At 45.0% G+C, this 15,208-nt stretch carries 19 protein-coding genes; 18 read left to right on the top strand and 1 reads right to left on the bottom strand.

Annotated elements, in window-relative coordinates:
* Nucleotides 1-2: 2 nt before the first annotated feature.
* The 16 genes from SGLY_RS09635 to SGLY_RS09560 all read left to right on the top strand — a co-directional run bounded on the left by SGLY_RS09635 (nucleotide 3) and on the right by SGLY_RS09560 (nucleotide 11,762).
* The gene (locus tag SGLY_RS09635; protein ID WP_013625101.1) at nucleotides 3-551 is read left to right on the top strand and encodes a hypothetical protein; all 549 of its coding nucleotides are present in this window, start codon (nucleotides 3-5) and stop codon (nucleotides 549-551) included.
* A 215-nt stretch (nucleotides 552-766) separates the two neighbouring features.
* Nucleotides 767-1,513, top strand: a complete 747-nt coding sequence (gene sigK / locus SGLY_RS09630; RefSeq protein WP_013625100.1) for an RNA polymerase sporulation sigma factor SigK — start codon at nucleotides 767-769, stop codon at nucleotides 1,511-1,513.
* 111 nt (nucleotides 1,514-1,624) lie between these two features.
* A complete protein-coding gene (locus SGLY_RS09625) occupies nucleotides 1,625-2,149 on the top strand; it encodes a YqeG family HAD IIIA-type phosphatase (protein ID WP_013625099.1) in 525 nt (174 codons plus the stop codon).
* 31 nt (nucleotides 2,150-2,180) lie between these two features.
* Nucleotides 2,181-3,005 (top strand): shikimate dehydrogenase, encoded by an 825-nt coding sequence (gene aroE / locus SGLY_RS09620; RefSeq protein WP_052298630.1) that lies wholly within the window; start codon nucleotides 2,181-2,183, stop codon nucleotides 3,003-3,005.
* Nucleotides 2,956-3,423 carry a pilus assembly FimT family protein gene (locus tag SGLY_RS09615; RefSeq protein WP_013625097.1) on the top strand — a complete coding sequence of 156 codons (468 nt, stop codon included), beginning with the start codon at nucleotides 2,956-2,958 and terminating at the stop codon, nucleotides 3,421-3,423. Before aroE ends, SGLY_RS09615 begins: the two co-directional genes overlap by 50 nt.
* A gap of 77 nt (nucleotides 3,424-3,500) precedes the next feature.
* Entirely contained in the window at nucleotides 3,501-4,013 is a 513-nt protein-coding gene (locus SGLY_RS09610; RefSeq protein WP_013625096.1) for a shikimate kinase, read from the top strand.
* A gap of 125 nt (nucleotides 4,014-4,138) precedes the next feature.
* A complete protein-coding gene (locus SGLY_RS09605; RefSeq protein WP_013625095.1) occupies nucleotides 4,139-4,540 on the top strand; it encodes a hypothetical protein in 402 nt (133 codons plus the stop codon).
* A gap of 22 nt (nucleotides 4,541-4,562) precedes the next feature.
* On the top strand, nucleotides 4,563-5,072 hold the full coding sequence (locus SGLY_RS09600; RefSeq protein WP_013625094.1) for a prepilin-type N-terminal cleavage/methylation domain-containing protein: 510 nt from the start codon (nucleotides 4,563-4,565) through the stop codon (nucleotides 5,070-5,072).
* A complete protein-coding gene (locus SGLY_RS09595) occupies nucleotides 4,988-5,452 on the top strand; it encodes a hypothetical protein (RefSeq protein WP_169312023.1) in 465 nt (154 codons plus the stop codon). The genes SGLY_RS09600 and SGLY_RS09595 overlap by 85 nt, the downstream gene beginning before the upstream one ends.
* Complete coding sequence (locus SGLY_RS09590; RefSeq protein ID WP_013625092.1) at nucleotides 5,449-6,948, top strand: GspE/PulE family protein; 1,500 nt, start codon at nucleotides 5,449-5,451, stop codon at nucleotides 6,946-6,948. Before SGLY_RS09595 ends, SGLY_RS09590 begins: the two co-directional genes overlap by 4 nt.
* A gap of 22 nt (nucleotides 6,949-6,970) precedes the next feature.
* Entirely contained in the window at nucleotides 6,971-8,134 is a 1,164-nt protein-coding gene (locus tag SGLY_RS09585; RefSeq protein ID WP_013625091.1) for a type II secretion system F family protein, read from the top strand.
* 24 nt (nucleotides 8,135-8,158) lie between these two features.
* Nucleotides 8,159-8,650: a type II secretion system protein gene (locus tag SGLY_RS09580; protein WP_013625090.1), complete on the top strand. Its 492-nt coding sequence runs from the start codon at nucleotides 8,159-8,161 to the stop codon at nucleotides 8,648-8,650.
* Entirely contained in the window at nucleotides 8,632-9,417 is a 786-nt protein-coding gene (locus SGLY_RS09575; RefSeq protein ID WP_013625089.1) for a prepilin peptidase, read from the top strand. Before SGLY_RS09580 ends, SGLY_RS09575 begins: the two co-directional genes overlap by 19 nt.
* A gap of 89 nt (nucleotides 9,418-9,506) precedes the next feature.
* Nucleotides 9,507-10,838 (top strand): pilus assembly protein PilM, encoded by a 1,332-nt coding sequence (pilM, locus tag SGLY_RS09570; protein ID WP_013625088.1) that lies wholly within the window; start codon nucleotides 9,507-9,509, stop codon nucleotides 10,836-10,838.
* The gene (locus SGLY_RS09565) at nucleotides 10,816-11,325 is read left to right on the top strand and encodes a hypothetical protein (RefSeq protein ID WP_013625087.1); all 510 of its coding nucleotides are present in this window, start codon (nucleotides 10,816-10,818) and stop codon (nucleotides 11,323-11,325) included. Before pilM ends, SGLY_RS09565 begins: the two co-directional genes overlap by 23 nt.
* 35 nt (nucleotides 11,326-11,360) lie before the next feature.
* Nucleotides 11,361-11,762: a LysM peptidoglycan-binding domain-containing protein gene (locus SGLY_RS09560; RefSeq protein ID WP_013625086.1), complete on the top strand. Its 402-nt coding sequence runs from the start codon at nucleotides 11,361-11,363 to the stop codon at nucleotides 11,760-11,762.
* A 21-nt stretch (nucleotides 11,763-11,783) separates the two neighbouring features.
* Here the strand turns inward: SGLY_RS09560 and SGLY_RS09555 are convergent, their stop codons facing one another.
* Nucleotides 11,784-13,502, bottom strand: coding sequence for a flavin monoamine oxidase family protein (locus SGLY_RS09555; protein ID WP_013625085.1), 1,719 nt, complete (start codon nucleotides 13,500-13,502; stop codon nucleotides 11,784-11,786).
* 187 nt (nucleotides 13,503-13,689) lie between these two features.
* Here SGLY_RS09555 and SGLY_RS09550 point away from each other — a divergent pair, with 187 nt between their 5' ends.
* Complete coding sequence (locus tag SGLY_RS09550; RefSeq protein ID WP_013625084.1) at nucleotides 13,690-14,160, top strand: type II 3-dehydroquinate dehydratase; 471 nt, start codon at nucleotides 13,690-13,692, stop codon at nucleotides 14,158-14,160.
* The gene (locus SGLY_RS09545) at nucleotides 14,144-15,205 is read left to right on the top strand and encodes a M24 family metallopeptidase (RefSeq protein WP_013625083.1); all 1,062 of its coding nucleotides are present in this window, start codon (nucleotides 14,144-14,146) and stop codon (nucleotides 15,203-15,205) included. Before SGLY_RS09550 ends, SGLY_RS09545 begins: the two co-directional genes overlap by 17 nt.
* Nucleotides 15,206-15,208 lie beyond the last annotated feature (3 nt).

Genomic DNA, 15,208 nt, shown 5'->3' with positions numbered 1-15,208 from the left:
CCATGAAACCGAAAAAGATTTATTTCATTGTCTTCTCCTTGATCATGATCGGAGTGACCGCTGTTTTCGTTCATTATCTTTACCTGCCCAAATGGCAAGAGACGGTCCATAATCAGGCCGGCCTGAAACAAAAAGAAGCAATGCTGGAAAAAGCCAGGGAGCAATCGGACAATTTTGGCCAGCTTAAAGAAGATACCATGGCTCTCAGTACAAAAGCCGCCAATCTGGAAAAGAACTTTCCTCAGGCTTTGGATAAACAGGAAATCGCTTTATTGCTCTATCATCAAACCCGGAAGTATGGTTTAAGCTTAAAAGAGCTTAGCTTTGATTCTCCTAAAAATGAGGGTTCTGTCCTTACGCTGGTCCTAAACTTAAGGTGTGAAGGAACGGAAAACGGCATTCTGACTTTTCTGGAGAAGCTGAACAGTGACAGCGCGTATAAGTTCACTATTGACAGCACAATTATGGGGTTTGCCGAAAATATTGTGACCGTAAAAGTCAAAATGACGGCCTATGCCTTTACTCCTCAGGCTGATCGCCTACCGGATTAAAGGGCAGGAAAACCTCTTAGCCGAAAGTTGTCTTTACCTGGAAATTGATATCTGACCACCTTGTATCCAATCGTGATGGGACTGTCTCTGGAAAAGGGACAGTTTTTTTTATAATTTTTTGTTGGTTTTCCCTGATTTCTACAACAGTTTTATGCGTAATAATCCTTTCTAAGCATATTATTATTAAAGGCAAAATTGGAAAGGAGCTGCATGGCTTGATCACGGAATTATTTTTTGTCGGAGCGGCCTTATCAATTCTTAAGGGAATAACTCTTCTTGTCTCATATATTAACAACAATGCCTTCCCTCAGCCGCTAAGCGAAGCGGAAGAAGCACAAAACCTGAAAATATTGGCGGAATCCAAGGGGGAGCCGGCCAATAAGCCAACGGAAATTGAAGTGGAAAATGCCCGCAACAAATTGATTGAGCATAATCTGAGACTGGTTGCTCATCTGGTCAAAAAATATGATGGGACTGGTGAAGACAGTGATGATCTGATCTCTATAGGTACAATAGGGCTAATTAAGGGAATCAATACCTTCAACACGGACAAAGGAACGAGGCTGGCCACGTATGCCGCCCGCTGTATCGAAAATGAAATTCTGATGTATTTGCGGACTCTGAAGAAAACACGCGGTGAGGTTTCTATGTATGATCCGATCGGAACGGACAAAGAAGGCAATTCCATCAATCTGATTGATATCCTGGGTACTGATCCTGATGCCATTTCGGATCAGGTCGAGAGTGAGTTTGAGCAGCGTATTGTCCTGGAAAAATTAAAATGCCTGACCAAACGGGAGAGGATGGTCCTTCAATTGAGATTTGGATTGTTGAACAGTCCAAAGAAAACCCAGAGAGAAATAGCCAGGATGTTAGGGATATCAAGGTCTTATGTATCCAGGATCGAGAAAAAAGCTGTTCAGAAGCTGACCGAAGAAATGAAAGAACACCGGCTGGACTGAGATGAGCAAGAAAAAGGCCTGGCCAATATCCCCAGACCAGTTGTCTTAAAATTCCTGCTGATATATAATCTAATCATTGAATTATAGGGAAAACATATTGAGGATTGACAGATGATTGGATTATTAAAGCCAACTTTGCAGTTTGAAGCAATCTATAAGGTTCCGGTAAGCACTCTTTTGGACATGGGAATTGGAGGTTTGCTTCTTGATCTTGACAATACGATCGCACGCTGGAACGATTCTACTTTGACGGACGATGTCGTCAAATGGTTTGAGCATGCCGGTCGGCAGGGAATGAAGTCCTGTATCATATCCAATAACAGCAGTCCTGAAAGAGTGGCCAGGATTGCTGAAAGGCTGGGTATCCATTATGTATTCAAGGCAGCGAAGCCGCGAAAAAAAGCCTTTTTGATGGGGATAGAGGTTTTAGGGCTGGAGCCGGACAGAATCGTGGTGATCGGAGATCAACTGTTTACTGATGTTTTGGGGGCCAATAGAGTCGGACTGAAGAGCATCCTGGTTAACCCTTTGTTTCACAGGGAATTTGCCGGGACTAAGGTTCTGCGGTTAATGGAAAGGATGGTCGGGCGAAGGACTGTTTTTTCAGAACCATCCGTGCGGGTTGAAAAAAAATAAATCTTCAAAGAAACGGAGTATCTGGTGAGAGATGATGAGATATGCGGTTATTGGTAATCCGGTCAAACATTCCTTATCACCAGTCATGCATATGGCTGGCTTTTTAGCATCAGGTATCGATGCTTCTTACGAGGCAATTACCGTCCCGTCCGGAGAGCTGGATGCTTACGTCCAAATGCTGTCCGAACAGTATCATGGCTGGAATATTACTTATCCTTATAAAGAAGATATGATCAAGTATCTGGATGATGTCTCTGAGGAAGCACAGGCTCTTGGGGCGGTTAACACGGTGAAAAACGAGCGGGGAAAGTTGTATGGATATAACACGGATGGGGCAGGTTTTGTGGCGGCAGTTCAAAATGCCGGGTTTGTTCCCGCGGGTAACCGTGTGGCAGTCATTGGGGCCGGGGGAGCGGCCAGAGCAGTCATCTATGCGCTAGCCAAGGAAGAGGCAGAGATTACGATTGTCAACAGGAACCAGCAGAAAGCCGGGGAACTGGCCAGGCAGATCGAAAATAAGTTCGGTCGCCCCGTTAACTGTGTTCCCTTTGACAAGGGGGAATGGATGCTCTCGTCCGGGCTGATTATTCAAGGCACACCAATCGGGATGCAAGACGAACCTTTCCCTTTAGTCCTGGAGGGGATAAAGGAAAAGGTCTTAGCGGTTGACCTGATTTATAAGCCGTTGCAAACCAATTTTCTGAAACAGGCTCAAAACCTGGGCTGTCGGATCATGAACGGTTTAGAGATGCTTCTTTATCAGGGAGCATATGCCTGGGATATCTGGTTTGGGAGGAAGGCACCAGTTGAAAACATGCGTAAAGCCCTATACTCAGCGTTGGAAAAGGAATCATGAAGCCGGATTCACCCTGGTGGAAGTATTGCTGGCTATTTTGATTCTGAGCGGTTCCAGTTTTTTGTTCTTGGTTAAACTGCCTAATGATTTTGAGGATCAGCGACTGAAAAGCACGTCAACCATCTTGATTGCTGATCTGCGGGCAATCCAACAAGCGGCGATTGCCGGGAATTACTGGTACCAAATCAAATTTTATCAGGAAACGGGAGAGTATATGATTTTCCGGCAGGGGACATTTGTCCGGTCAGTCAAGCTTCAGGATGGGGTCAGGTTTGGCGGCAAAATCCCCAGTATCACTTTCCAGCCTACAGGTTCCCCGGTTCCCGGAGCAACCGTGGACCTCCTGACAGATCACCGGAAAAGGAAGGTCATCATTGCGCCGGTCATGGGGAGAATCCGGGAAGAAATAATACAATAAAAAATAGTCGGCTCAGGAATAGATAAAATAAAGATCCAATACAAAATAAGAGAAAACCGGTACAAGGTGGGAAGATCATGGTTAAAAATATTATTCTGGTGGGTTTCATGGCTACCGGGAAGACTACGGTAGGGAAACTCCTTGCTCATCGGCTTGGCTGGGCATTTCTGGATACCGATCAGGAAATTGAAAGGACTACGGGTCTGAGTATTCCCGAAATCTTTAAAAGATACGGAGAAGAAAGCTTTCGCAAAGAAGAAACCCGGCTGGTCAGGCAGATAACCAAAATGAAAAGTACGGTGATTTCCACCGGAGGCGGCTTGGTCCTTCCTTCTGATCATTGGAAGCTGCTTGAAGAAGTCGGGATCATGGTGCATCTTTGGGCCGATCCAGATGTCATTATAGCCAGGGCCGGACAGAACGAGGAACGGCCCCTGCTTCAGCAAGATCCTGAGCAGGTCAGGGCTTTACTGGACAGCAGAATGCCTGTTTATAACCAGGCGGCCATTTCGATAGAGACAACAGGAAAGAATCCTTCGGATATTGTAAACGAAGTAGCAAATATGCTTGAAAAAAAGAAAAATATGTAACATTAAAGAAAATATTAATATTTATCCCCAAAAATGTAATAAATATGCATATAATATATGCATATTTATTTTTTTATCACATGACGTACAAATTTGTCCCAATAAGAAGGATCAGACGGAAAACGATGAAAACAGAGAAAAATATTGATGAGAAAGGATATATATACTTGGAAATTTTAGTTGGTTTGATTGTCCTGACGGTTGGAATATATCTTTGTATTGAGCTCAACAATGATGTCGTCCGCAGAGAAGCGGAGAATGAGAATTATTTGAAAGCCATACAAATCGGTTCTGATTCTATGGAGGAACTGATCGCCGACTTTAAGGAAAATCCTGAATTAATCCCTAAATACCTGGAAGGGGAGCTTTCGGAACGAATTGAACAGCGTTTTGAAAGAAAAATTTCACTTGAAAAGGACAGCCGCAAAAACCTTTTGAACATCAAAATGGTTATCAGGTGGAAAGAAAGGGACGAAATGCGAGACTATCTTCTGGTTTCCAGTATCCTTGATGCCACAAACAGGTAAGAAAAAAAACAAGGAAAAAACCGTGAAAACCGTGAAAATTTTTCAAAGTGATAAAGGCTTGACATTAATTGAGGTGATTACCTCACTGCTGATCATTTCAATACTGGCCAGCCTGGCCCTGGGGATTTATATTGGGAAGTACAAGGCGTTTTTTGAATTAAAAAATGGGCTTGAAAAGAAATATGCCCTTTTTCGCGGGGCACAGGTGATCAAAGAATCCATTCGAACCGCGGAAAAAATCGAGTGGTCTGAACGTGGTGTTTTAAAGATTTATCAGGCAGATCAAAATCCGTCAATACCAATAGATCAGGTTATTCCGGACAAGTTCTACATAGACGATAAAGATCATGATGGCCGAACAGATTTGTATAAAGAGCATTTGGGCGTGTCCAACCCTGTTGCAACAGGGCTGGGCAGAATTGCCTGTAAAGAGGTGGGCTTGGAGTTATGGGAAGTCAGACTGAGCCTCAATCACCCTCAGACAGAAGAGTTAGCGTTTATGGTCAGGCAAAGAGTGACCGGCCAGGACTAGAAAAAGAAGCCGGCTTTATTTCTGTCCTGATTATTTTGATCATTACTTTGCTTGCTTATATGGGAGTTGAAGGCCTTTTCTTGGTTCAGTCCAGGGGCCAATATATCAAGGAAGAAGAGGACAGGATGAAATGTATTTACCTGGCGGAAGGCGGCTTGGAATGGGCAAAAGCTTCGTTGAGCACAAATCCCGAATGGAGCGGCGGAACAATGTCTTATCCTGATGATGAAGTAAAGTTAAGCGTAAAAAAGAACGAAGAAGATTATCTCGTGATTTCGGAAGTGGAAAGTGGACTGGCTCGTCGGAAAATACAAGTCACCCTGCAAAAACGGGAAGGCAATATAGAGATCACTCGATATGAGGAGCTGCATAACCAATGAAACCAATGGCGGGGGAATCCAGGATCCAGTTTTTACCTCTGCAGGACAGGCAGATTGAAAGAACAGCCGCCCAATTAATACCCGAATCCCTTGCCTTAAAGCATCAATTAATTCCGGTCCGAAGAAGAGGGAAGGTACTGGAGCTGGCCATGGCTGATCCGGCAGATATGAAGGCCATGGAAGACATCAGTGTTTTGACGGGATTGGAAATAGAACCTTATTGGGCGGATGGTGAACAAATTCAAATTGCCATCAGACAAAATCTGACTGTCGGCAAAGCGGAAAATATGGAGGAAGAGAAAGAAAAAAGAGCAGTCTGGCAGGTAGAAGGCGGTGAATACAAACCGGAAGAAAGCCCTACCGTCCGCTTGATTGATTCCTTATTCAAACAAGCAATTTTAGAAGGAGCAAGCGATATCCACTGGGAACCGAGGGAGAGCTGTTTTCAGGTGCGGTTCCGTCTTGACGGGTTTCTGGCCAAAAAATCCGAACTGCCCCCAGGCTTGGCCAAGAGCATCGCGGCGAGACTTAAACTGATGGCGGGAATTGATGTTTCGGAAAGAAGATTGCCTCAGGACGGCAGGATGGTGATTTCCGGCACAGGCAAAACCATAGATGTCAGGGTTTCAACTTTCCCCACTGTTTTTGGGGAAAAGATCGTAACCAGAATATTGGATTCAGAGTTTGCCGAGCGTTCACTGGCCGATCTTGGTATGCAGGAAAAGATTAAGACGGAGATTCAAAAACTCCTCAAAAAGCCCCACGGACTGGTCCTGGTCTCCGGTCCGACAGGAAGCGGCAAGACGACAACCTTGTATGCGTTATGCAAGGAATTGCCTTCGGATATTTATAATATTGTTTCTATTGAAGATCCCATTGAGTACAGGCTGAAGGGGGTCAATCAAGCACAGGTTCAGGTGAAAGCCGGACTGGGTTTTGCTCAGGGCTTAAGATCAATTCTCCGTCAGGATCCTGATATCATCATGGTCGGGGAAATCAGGGACCATGAGACAGCCAAGATAGCGACAGCAGCAGCGTTGACCGGGCACCTGGTGATCTCCACAATTCATACCAACAGTGCTGCAGAAACCTTAGCCAGGTTATTGGATATGAATGTTGAGCCATATATGCTGGCCTCAGCTGTCAGCGGGATTTTGGCCCAAAGACTGGTACGCAAACTTTGTGTGCATTGCAGGAAGCCTGATCAGGATTTGGTTTTGTCCGCGTATTCGGATGAGCAAAGCCGGGGAAAGGAAATATTTTATCGCGCTGTCGGCTGTGAACGCTGCAATGGGACAGGCTACGAAGGAAGGACGGGAATCTATGAATTTTTATCATACGATTCTCAAATTAAAGAACTGGTCTTGGAAAAGAGAAGTTCTCTTCTCATAGAGGAGGCAGCAAAGCAGAAAGGGATGAAAACCTTGCTGGAAGATGGGATGACTAAAGCAAAGCTTGGTTTGACCTCACTGGAAGAAGTTTTTCGAGTTTCATGATAAGGAAGAAAGGATATCTGGATTGTCATATTGGAAGTGGAAAGCGGTGAATGCCGACAATCAAATAAAAGAGGGCAAATTGTTTGGACAAAGTGAGGAGAGCATCCGACATCAATTGCAGGGGCAGGGGCTTTATCCGGTCTCCATCAACAAAGCATTCTTCCCCATAGCCGCTTTGAGGAAAGTCTCTTATAACAAATATCAGTTGAGTCTTATTGCCCGTAAATTTGCCAATCTGCTTCAGGCAGAAGTGTCTTTGCTGAAGGTCCTGGATTTTATCGTCAAGCAAGAAAAAAACGATTTGAGAAAAATCCAGTGGCAAAATGTCAGTCTGGATGTTCAGTCTGGACATACTCTTTCCCAAGCAGTCCAGGAAAATATTCCCGCTTTCGGCTCTTTCGCGCAGGCTTTGATTCAGGCAGGTGAAAAAAGCGGTACTTTGGCTGAAGCTTTTGGCCGGATGGCCGGACAGTTTGAAGAAGAATATTTTTATCGGGAGAAAGTTAAAACCGCCTTGTTTTATCCTGTCCTGCTCTTCCTTGTCTCCATGGCTGTTCTCCTGATGTTAAGTACGCTTGTCCTGCCGATGTATGAATCGGTCTTTGCCGCATTGGAGATAGAAATGCCGCTGCTGACCAAAACAGTGTTTACTCTGGGAAAGATGGTCCCTCACTTGGTGATAAGCATCCCGATTATTACGGCTTTGGCGGGCTGGAAATACAAGCAGGCATGGTTAGAGCGGCTGCCGCTTATCAGAGAAATCATAAAATATCATCAGTTGATTCATTTTTGCGGAATTTTAGGGAGGCTTCTGGAAGCCGGAATCTCCGTTAATGAGTCTCTGGAGCAGCTGAGAAAGACGGTGACCGGCCCCAAATTACTTGGGTTTATTGATGATCTTCAGGTCAGATTACTTCAAGGTCAGCCCTTAGATTCCGCCTTTCTGGCCAATAACTATTTCCCCGGCGAAACGGCAGAAATATTGGCAGTAGGCGAGCAATCCGGAAGATTCGCGGAAACATTGCTTAATATATCTGTCATCTTTAAACAGGAGCTTGGAACAAAAATGGAAAGAATGGTTAAGCTGATTGAACCAATGATGATTTTGGGCATATCTTTTTTGGTCGGTTTTGTCGCTTTGGGGGTACTGCTGCCGGTTTTTGATCTGAGCAGCCAGATACAATAATTTTTATTCAGGGGGAGTAGATAGATGTTTGGAATTGTCCTTCACAAAGAAGACGGTACAGGAAAGGAAGATGGTTTTACTTTAATTGAAATTATGCTGGTTATCGTGATCATTGCCATGCTGGCGGCGATTGCTGTCCCCAGGCTTACAGCCAGTGCGGAGACAGCCAGGCAAAAGGCTGATATCACCACGGGTCATGAACTGAAAGCGGCTTTGGACAGGTATCAGGTTGAAAACGGTGAATATCCCAAGTTTGACGAAATGACCGCTAAAAATGGAGAAATCACCTGTTCCAAGTTCATTCCCCAATATATAAAAAAATTGAATGATCAGATTACCCAACAGTCGGCGGATGAATCCAAAAAAGGCTTTGGGGTCGCTCAAACTGAAAAGGGAGCGGAGTTGCCGTCACCGCAAAATATTGTAATGATTTATCTGAGCAGGGATGGAACTATGGCTGAGGTACAAGTATACAATAAGAGTCTGGAGAGTGTTTTATGGTCATCGGCGGAATGATTGCCCGAGGATTTAGCCTGATGTTTGCCGGAAATGTCTTTGTTTTTATTTTGGGATTACTGATCGGCAGTTTTTTGAATACAGTCATCTACCGGGTGCCGCGCAGAGAATCTTTCGTTGTAACCCGTTCACATTGTCCTAACTGTGGGCACTGCCTTAAGCCCTGGGAATTGGTTCCTGTACTCAGTTATCTTATCCAAAAGGGCAGATGCCGGAAATGCGGAATAAAGATCAGCCTCAGGTATCCGGCCGTAGAAATTCTGACCGGGATAATCTTTATCCTGATTGCGATGTATTCGGACTGGGCTGCCATTCCGGAGCTTTTGACCGGGCTGGCTTTCGCTTCACTGTTGATCGCGCTTTCTTTTATTGACATGGAAACAATGAGGCTTCCCAATAGTCTGGTTACAGGGTTGTTTCTCCTGGGAGCAATCAAAATCGGAGTCTTTTCCAAGCCGGGGTTCTTCTCAGCGGGATTGGGGGCAGTGGGGACAGCCGGCTGTTTCTTGATCCTCCATCTGATCTATAACGGAGGAATTGGCTTGGGCGATGTGAAGCTGGCCGGTGCTCTGGGCTTTTTCCTTGGTTTTCCCGATATTATCTTTGCGGTATTAGTCGGAAGCCTGCTCGGAACATTGATTGCATTGCTCTTGATCGTGACAGGCCGCAAGGGACTTAACGAGCCAATTCCCTTCGGACCTTTTCTGGCTGTTGGGGCTTTCCTCATGTTTCTTCAGAAGAGTTACTTAGATAAATTATCCTATTAGGTTTTTACGTTTAAAGATAATGGAGTTTTTTAGGCTTTTTCAGGGGTTGCGGATTTTCTCAATTGTGTTTTGAATTCAGAGGGCTAACCATGTTTTTCCAAAAGAGAAAACTGATCATAGAGTTAACTGATTCAGAGATTAGAATTTTCAACGGGCTGAGCGATGATAAAAGCTGTGCCCTAAAAGTCCTGCATATTTCTCTGGATAAAGGAGTGATTTCCCGAGGTCAATTGCAGGACGAAGATAAGCTGGCAGAGCTTTTGAAAAAATGGCGTACAGAATATTTCCGCAAGGGGATTCCGGAGGCAATCCTTCTTTTGCCTGCGGGGGACTGTATTCTGCGTGATTTTATTCTCCCTTGGATCAATACCAAAGACCGGGAGTCGGGGATAATTTATCAGGCTGCCCGGGAAATGCCGGTCTCCCTGGAGGAATTGGCCTACAATTATGACATTGAAAATCCGGAGGATAAACAATCCCTATTGGTATACTTGCGGGCAATTAAGAAAACGCTTATGCAGAAATATGAAAACTGCCTGAGCGCAGCGGGAATCAAGGTAATTGCTGCTGAACTCGCCGTTACGGCAAGAGGCGGAGCTTTATGCAAGCAATTTCCTGAGAGATACATCCTTGATCTTGAAAAATCCGACGGCGCTTTTTGGCATCTGGTTCTGTATCGAAACGGCAGGCCTTGTCTGGCCAAATATGCTGCCGGAAAAAACATTGAAATGATCAAAAGATATCTTCATCATCAATTAAAGGGGGATGATCTCTCCGGGCTTAGGATGATTACGGACGGCAGCCCGGAAGCAGAGCAGTTTGGACAAGAGTTGTTTGACGGCAGGGAAATTCCCCTCACTGCCATGGGAAAATCAGATTTTTCGCTATTCAGTATAAGAGGAGCCTTAGAAAGCAGTCCTGCTCAGATGAGCGGACTGCACCGGCAAAAGGAAAAAAACAGAAGGTTGTCCTATGCAAGTGGTTTGCTGATTGTTATCCTTGCGTTTTTTTCCACATCTATGTATGGTTTGGCTAAGCAGCAGGAGCTTAAGGGTTTAGAAAAAGAGATTGGGGAACTGCGGCAGACAGCAGAGGATAAGAACGAAAACGATGCTTTTGCTGCCGGTTCAGATCCGGCTGATCTGACAAAGGAGGAAATTGTTTTATTAGGGAAGACGGTGGGGATAGAGGCGGAAGGAATTCAAATTCAGCGCCTGAATTTGAAAAACCGGACCTTATTGATTTGGGGAAAAAGTGCTTCGGATGTCGATCTGATCACATTGAATCATACCCTTAACGAGAAGGGCTGGGGTAGGCCAACCCTTGTTCAGTATCAATACGAACAGGGAAAAGGAATAGCGTTTTGCCTAAGTGTTCAAGAAGCGGGGGACAGCCGGGATGATGAAAATCGCCAAACCTAAAATGATTCGAAGACCGGGGAAACGAACCTGTTTTTTGCTGATGGCGTGTCTGGTTCCGGCAATCCTGATCTGTTCGGCTCAGTTTATTCTGCAGCCATTGGCCAAGCAAAAAGAAGGGCTGTTACAGGAGAAAGAAAAATTGCTGAAACAAGCGCAGTCAGGCAATCCGGCTGGTGAGAACAAAAGCGCCGATGATGAAATAACCAGTATTGTATCGGCAATTAAAGAAATATTGAGAGCTCAGGGTGTCCTTGTTAAAGACATGTCTCTTGTTTCTGCCGCTGAAAATACTGGGGATGGCATGACGTATTCGAAGGCCAGTCTGAACGTCCAGGGGTCATGGACGGAGATTATGAAGGCCCTTGAAACAATCGGCGCAAGAAGGATACCTGCTGTTGTTCAAGAAGTTGATTTAGGTGAACAGGATAGTCAGGTATCCTTAGAAATATTTTATCGGGTGAATGAAAGACAGACACCAGAGAAATAATCATCCATAATCTGGAATGTAAAGGAGTGATCCTTGTGGAATATGTTATTCAACCCGGAGATAATTTCTATCATTTGTCCCAAAAAAACGGAGGGAGCTGGCAGGAGTATGTCAACTTGAATCCGGGCGTAAATCCCTGTAATTTAACGGTAGGGACCAAGATCATGGTGCCTGAAGACAATAGAATGAATGGTGTTTCCCCATCCCGCTGTGATGATGTCATGATTGAGGTTGAAGGTTTGAGAATCCGAGTTTTGAGACTGGGGGAAACCAGAGTTCCTCATGAGTCCCATGTCATCATTCCTCAAACCGAAGTTCATAAAATAGAATGTCCGGTCAAAGGCACCATAGAAACAAGGATTATGATCAGCAATATAAGTATTGTCAATTCGCCCTATCACCAGGATAGACGGAGTGAAACTCAAAATAGGAGCTGAGGAGATTAAACGCGGTTGCCGTTAGCCTCTTCTGGCTGACAGCACCAAATCATTGGCTGCCTGCATGCCGCTTTGCAATGCCCCCTGCATCCAACGGTGAACGGCCGAGATATGCTCTCCGGCAAAGAAAATTCTTCCGTTATATTCCGGTAATTTCATCCCATAGGAAAAAATTCTTTTTTGTTCAGTTGAGAAGAAGGAGATGGCCCCTCTGATTGTCGGCTCTTCATTCCAATTCACTGTTTTATAGCCTGTGACAATAGGATTGAGATACCCTGGGGGCAGACCGTGCACCGTTTCGATTTCTCTCTTTATTTCTTCAAACCGCTTTTCTTCAGGCTGATTTGTTAAACGGGTCGTGTCCAGGTTGAAATTAAAGGAACCGATGATCACCCCAGGCTCCTGCCAGGGCAAACTTTTTAATTGACTTAAAGCTTCACGGGGATGATTAAGATATTGCGCGTGGTCTGAGGGATACCAGATGGAAGCGATCGGAAGGTCGGTGAAAGATGATCCGCCGACAATGCCTTCTTTCTCCCAGAATCTTTCTTGGCAAAGCAAAAGGGACTTTTGGGCGGGAGTATAGTTGACTTCCCGGATTGCCCGCATTTTGACCGGACTGAAGAGAGGATCAATCCTGATGTTTCTTAAAGTGGAAAACGGAATGGCACAAACCACGAAATCAAACTTTTCTTCCCCTTGTTCTCCTGAGCCAAGAGCCTGATACGCAAGCTGAACTTTATGTTCACAGGCATGAAAACTGATCCCATTGACCCAATGCCCTGCCTGATAAATGACCCTGCCTAAACATTCCGGGGCAATACCCTGGGTTTGCTCATAAGGATTGGGACTCAGGAAAGAAGAATAGAACGCATTGGGGAGCTGAACAAACCCCCCGGGAATTTCATACAAATAAGACAAATCCGCAGGATAATCTTCTTGGATAAAATCAATAAAACTATGATATAAGTTACCGTACAGCAAGGGCACAAAATTTGCAGAAAGGCTTATGGCCTCTTGGCTTAGTGCCGCCGATTCCATCATCTTTAGATTGGTCCGGGCATTCCAGCGCAGTGTTTTGCTCAGATAGGAAGGCTTCACCTGCAATATTTCGGCCCGTTCTTCGGGGGAAGCAGTGAGCAGATGGCTGTCCGTGCCGAGGTATAAAAGATCCTGCCAGCTCATCTCTCTTTCCCAGGCATGAAGATCGTACCGGGGATAGATGTATTTTCTTACCTGGGAACCATCCCGGTCATTTCTTACCCGTATTTTTCTCAAATAGACATAACCATTGGGATTGTACTGAATGAAAGGTCTTGTCGGCAGCTGGAAAAGATTCAGATAATGCCACACAGTTTCATGTGCAACCGGGATTCTCATCGGACCAAACTCGTGATATAAGGTTTTTTCCTGATCAAAATAATATGTATAAACCCGGCCGCCGACGCGATCTGCTAAAGCATCATAGATTGTGATGTCAAAGCCCAGCTTTCTCAGCTCAAAAGCAGCAGCCAGACCGGCCAGGCCTCCGCCGATCACGCCAACCCGGAGACCTTTGAATTTTCCGGGCTCAGCATAATTTGTGATCTCCTGCGGGGGGGCCATGATCCGTAAAATTTGCTGATCATCTTCCGGCCATCCTTTTTGGCTTAGGGCATCATACAATAAGCGATGCCTATCCCGGTCGCTCGGATTATCCGGCTGAGGGGGGAAAAATGAAAACTGGCTGTTTACATTCATCGCACTCATTTCCTTTATTAGATTTAAAAGAGAGGATATTCCACCCTTTTAATATATGGAAAGGAAGCTTGCCCTGTTCAAGCGAAAACAGACAATAAGCCAGAAATCTCTTGGGGATTGTAAATTCAGTTATGATATAGAATAATAGAGGAGAGTCAGAATATTAATTCCCGACAGGAGGAAATCAATGGGCAGTATTTATGTTTTTCACGGTGTAAATATTCATTTGCTGGGGACAAGAGAGCCTGAGATTTACGGCAAAATGACTTTAGAAGAAATCAATCAGAAAATCAGGTTTATGGCAGAACAAAATTCCCAGAAAGTGGAGTGCCGTCAAACCAATCATGAGGGAGTAATGGTTGACTGGATAACAGCGTTAAACCCGGATGATTTTTTAATCATCAATCCGGGGGCGTGGACCCATTCCAGTTACGCGCTTTTTGATGCCATTAAAGGAGTAGGTGTCCCTGCTCTTGAAGTACATCTTTCCAATATTTATGCCAGAGAAACTTTTCGCGCCCATTCCGTGATCGCAGGTTCCTGTATGGGACAGATCAGCGGATTAGGCTCGGACAGTTATCTGCTTGCTTTAGCCTATGCCTTAGAATTTCAAAGATTTCGCGATCATGAAGGGATTAAAAATGAAGAGGATAAATGAACTTCGAAAAATCATGGCTGAAGGCCAGATCGACGGACAAATTGTTCATTCACCGGTGAACATATTTTACCTGAGCGGGTTTACAGGGACAACCGCTACCCTTTATATCACTCAGGATGCGGCATATTTATTCACGGATTTTCGCTATTTGGAACAGGCTTCTGAAGAGGCTGCAGGATTTGAAGTGATTCCTGTCCGGAAAAACAGCCTGGATATTTTAGCCGGTTACTTTGCCGGAGCTGACAAAATCGGTTTTGAAGAACAATTTGTGACAGTAAGCTATTTTCAAAAATTGCTTGAATTGAAAAGTAAGGAAAGCTTCATTCCCTGCTCAGATTCACTGGCGGAGCTCAGGCAAACAAAAGATGAAAAGGAAATCTCCCTCATCACTGAGGCTGTCAAAATTGCCGATCAAGCACTGTTTAAGACAATACCTCGGATTAAAGAAGGGGTGTCAGAACAGGAAATAGCGGTTCATCTGGAGTTTGAGATGCGTAAAGCCGGTGCTTCCGGTACTTCCTTTGACTTTATTGTTGCTTCCGGTCCAAGGTCCGCCATGCCGCATGGCAGAGCTTCCGAGAAGAAAATAGCCAAGGGAGAGATTGTCCTCCTGGATATTGGCGCAAAATATCAGGGCTATTGTTCCGATTTGACCAGAACATTTTTTTGCGGGGAACCCGATCAGAAATTCAGGGACCTTTATCAAATCGTTCTTGAGGCGCAGCAAGCCGCAATCCGGGCGATAAAGCCGGGAATTCAGGGCAAAGAGATTGATGCAGTTGCCAGAAAAATCATTGCGGAAGCCGGGTACGGCGAATTTTTCGGCCATGATCTGGGACATTCTGTCGGTCTTGACATTCATGAAAAACCTGGATTTGGCAGTAAAGAAGAGACAAGACTAGAACCGGGAATGGTCATTACGGTTGAGCCGGGAATCTATCTTCAGGGCTGGGGCGGAATCCGGATTGAGGATATGGTTCAGGTCACGAAAAATGGAGTCAAAGTCTTGACACAATCCCCAAAGCAGTTCATTATTAGTGATTGAGTA

It is taken from the genome of Syntrophobotulus glycolicus DSM 8271 (assembly GCF_000190635.1).
Taxonomy (GTDB): domain Bacteria; phylum Bacillota; class Desulfitobacteriia; order Desulfitobacteriales; family Syntrophobotulaceae; genus Syntrophobotulus; species Syntrophobotulus glycolicus.
Note: the sequence above shows the minus strand (reverse complement) of the source record. Positions and strands in the feature narration are given on the sequence as shown.

Coding starts and splice junctions, on each gene's coding strand:
- SGLY_RS09635 (WP_013625101.1), top strand. CDS start 3: ATGAAACCGAAAAAGATTTATTTCATTGTCTTCTCCTTGATCATGATC.
- SGLY_RS09625 (WP_013625099.1), top strand. CDS start 1,625: ATGATTGGATTATTAAAGCCAACTTTGCAGTTTGAAGCAATCTATAAG.
- aroE (WP_052298630.1), top strand. CDS start 2,181: ATGATGAGATATGCGGTTATTGGTAATCCGGTCAAACATTCCTTATCA.
- SGLY_RS09610 (WP_013625096.1), top strand. CDS start 3,501: ATGGTTAAAAATATTATTCTGGTGGGTTTCATGGCTACCGGGAAGACT.
- SGLY_RS09605 (WP_013625095.1), top strand. CDS start 4,139: ATGAAAACAGAGAAAAATATTGATGAGAAAGGATATATATACTTGGAA.
- SGLY_RS09595 (WP_169312023.1), top strand. CDS start 4,988: ATGGGAAGTCAGACTGAGCCTCAATCACCCTCAGACAGAAGAGTTAGC.
- SGLY_RS09590 (WP_013625092.1), top strand. CDS start 5,449: ATGAAACCAATGGCGGGGGAATCCAGGATCCAGTTTTTACCTCTGCAG.
- SGLY_RS09580 (WP_013625090.1), top strand. CDS start 8,159: ATGTTTGGAATTGTCCTTCACAAAGAAGACGGTACAGGAAAGGAAGAT.
- SGLY_RS09575 (WP_013625089.1), top strand. CDS start 8,632: ATGGTCATCGGCGGAATGATTGCCCGAGGATTTAGCCTGATGTTTGCC.
- pilM (WP_013625088.1), top strand. CDS start 9,507: ATGTTTTTCCAAAAGAGAAAACTGATCATAGAGTTAACTGATTCAGAG.
- SGLY_RS09565 (WP_013625087.1), top strand. CDS start 10,816: ATGATGAAAATCGCCAAACCTAAAATGATTCGAAGACCGGGGAAACGA.
- SGLY_RS09555 (WP_013625085.1), bottom strand. CDS start 13,502: ATGAATGTAAACAGCCAGTTTTCATTTTTCCCCCCTCAGCCGGATAAT.
- SGLY_RS09550 (WP_013625084.1), top strand. CDS start 13,690: ATGGGCAGTATTTATGTTTTTCACGGTGTAAATATTCATTTGCTGGGG.
- SGLY_RS09545 (WP_013625083.1), top strand. CDS start 14,144: ATGAAGAGGATAAATGAACTTCGAAAAATCATGGCTGAAGGCCAGATC.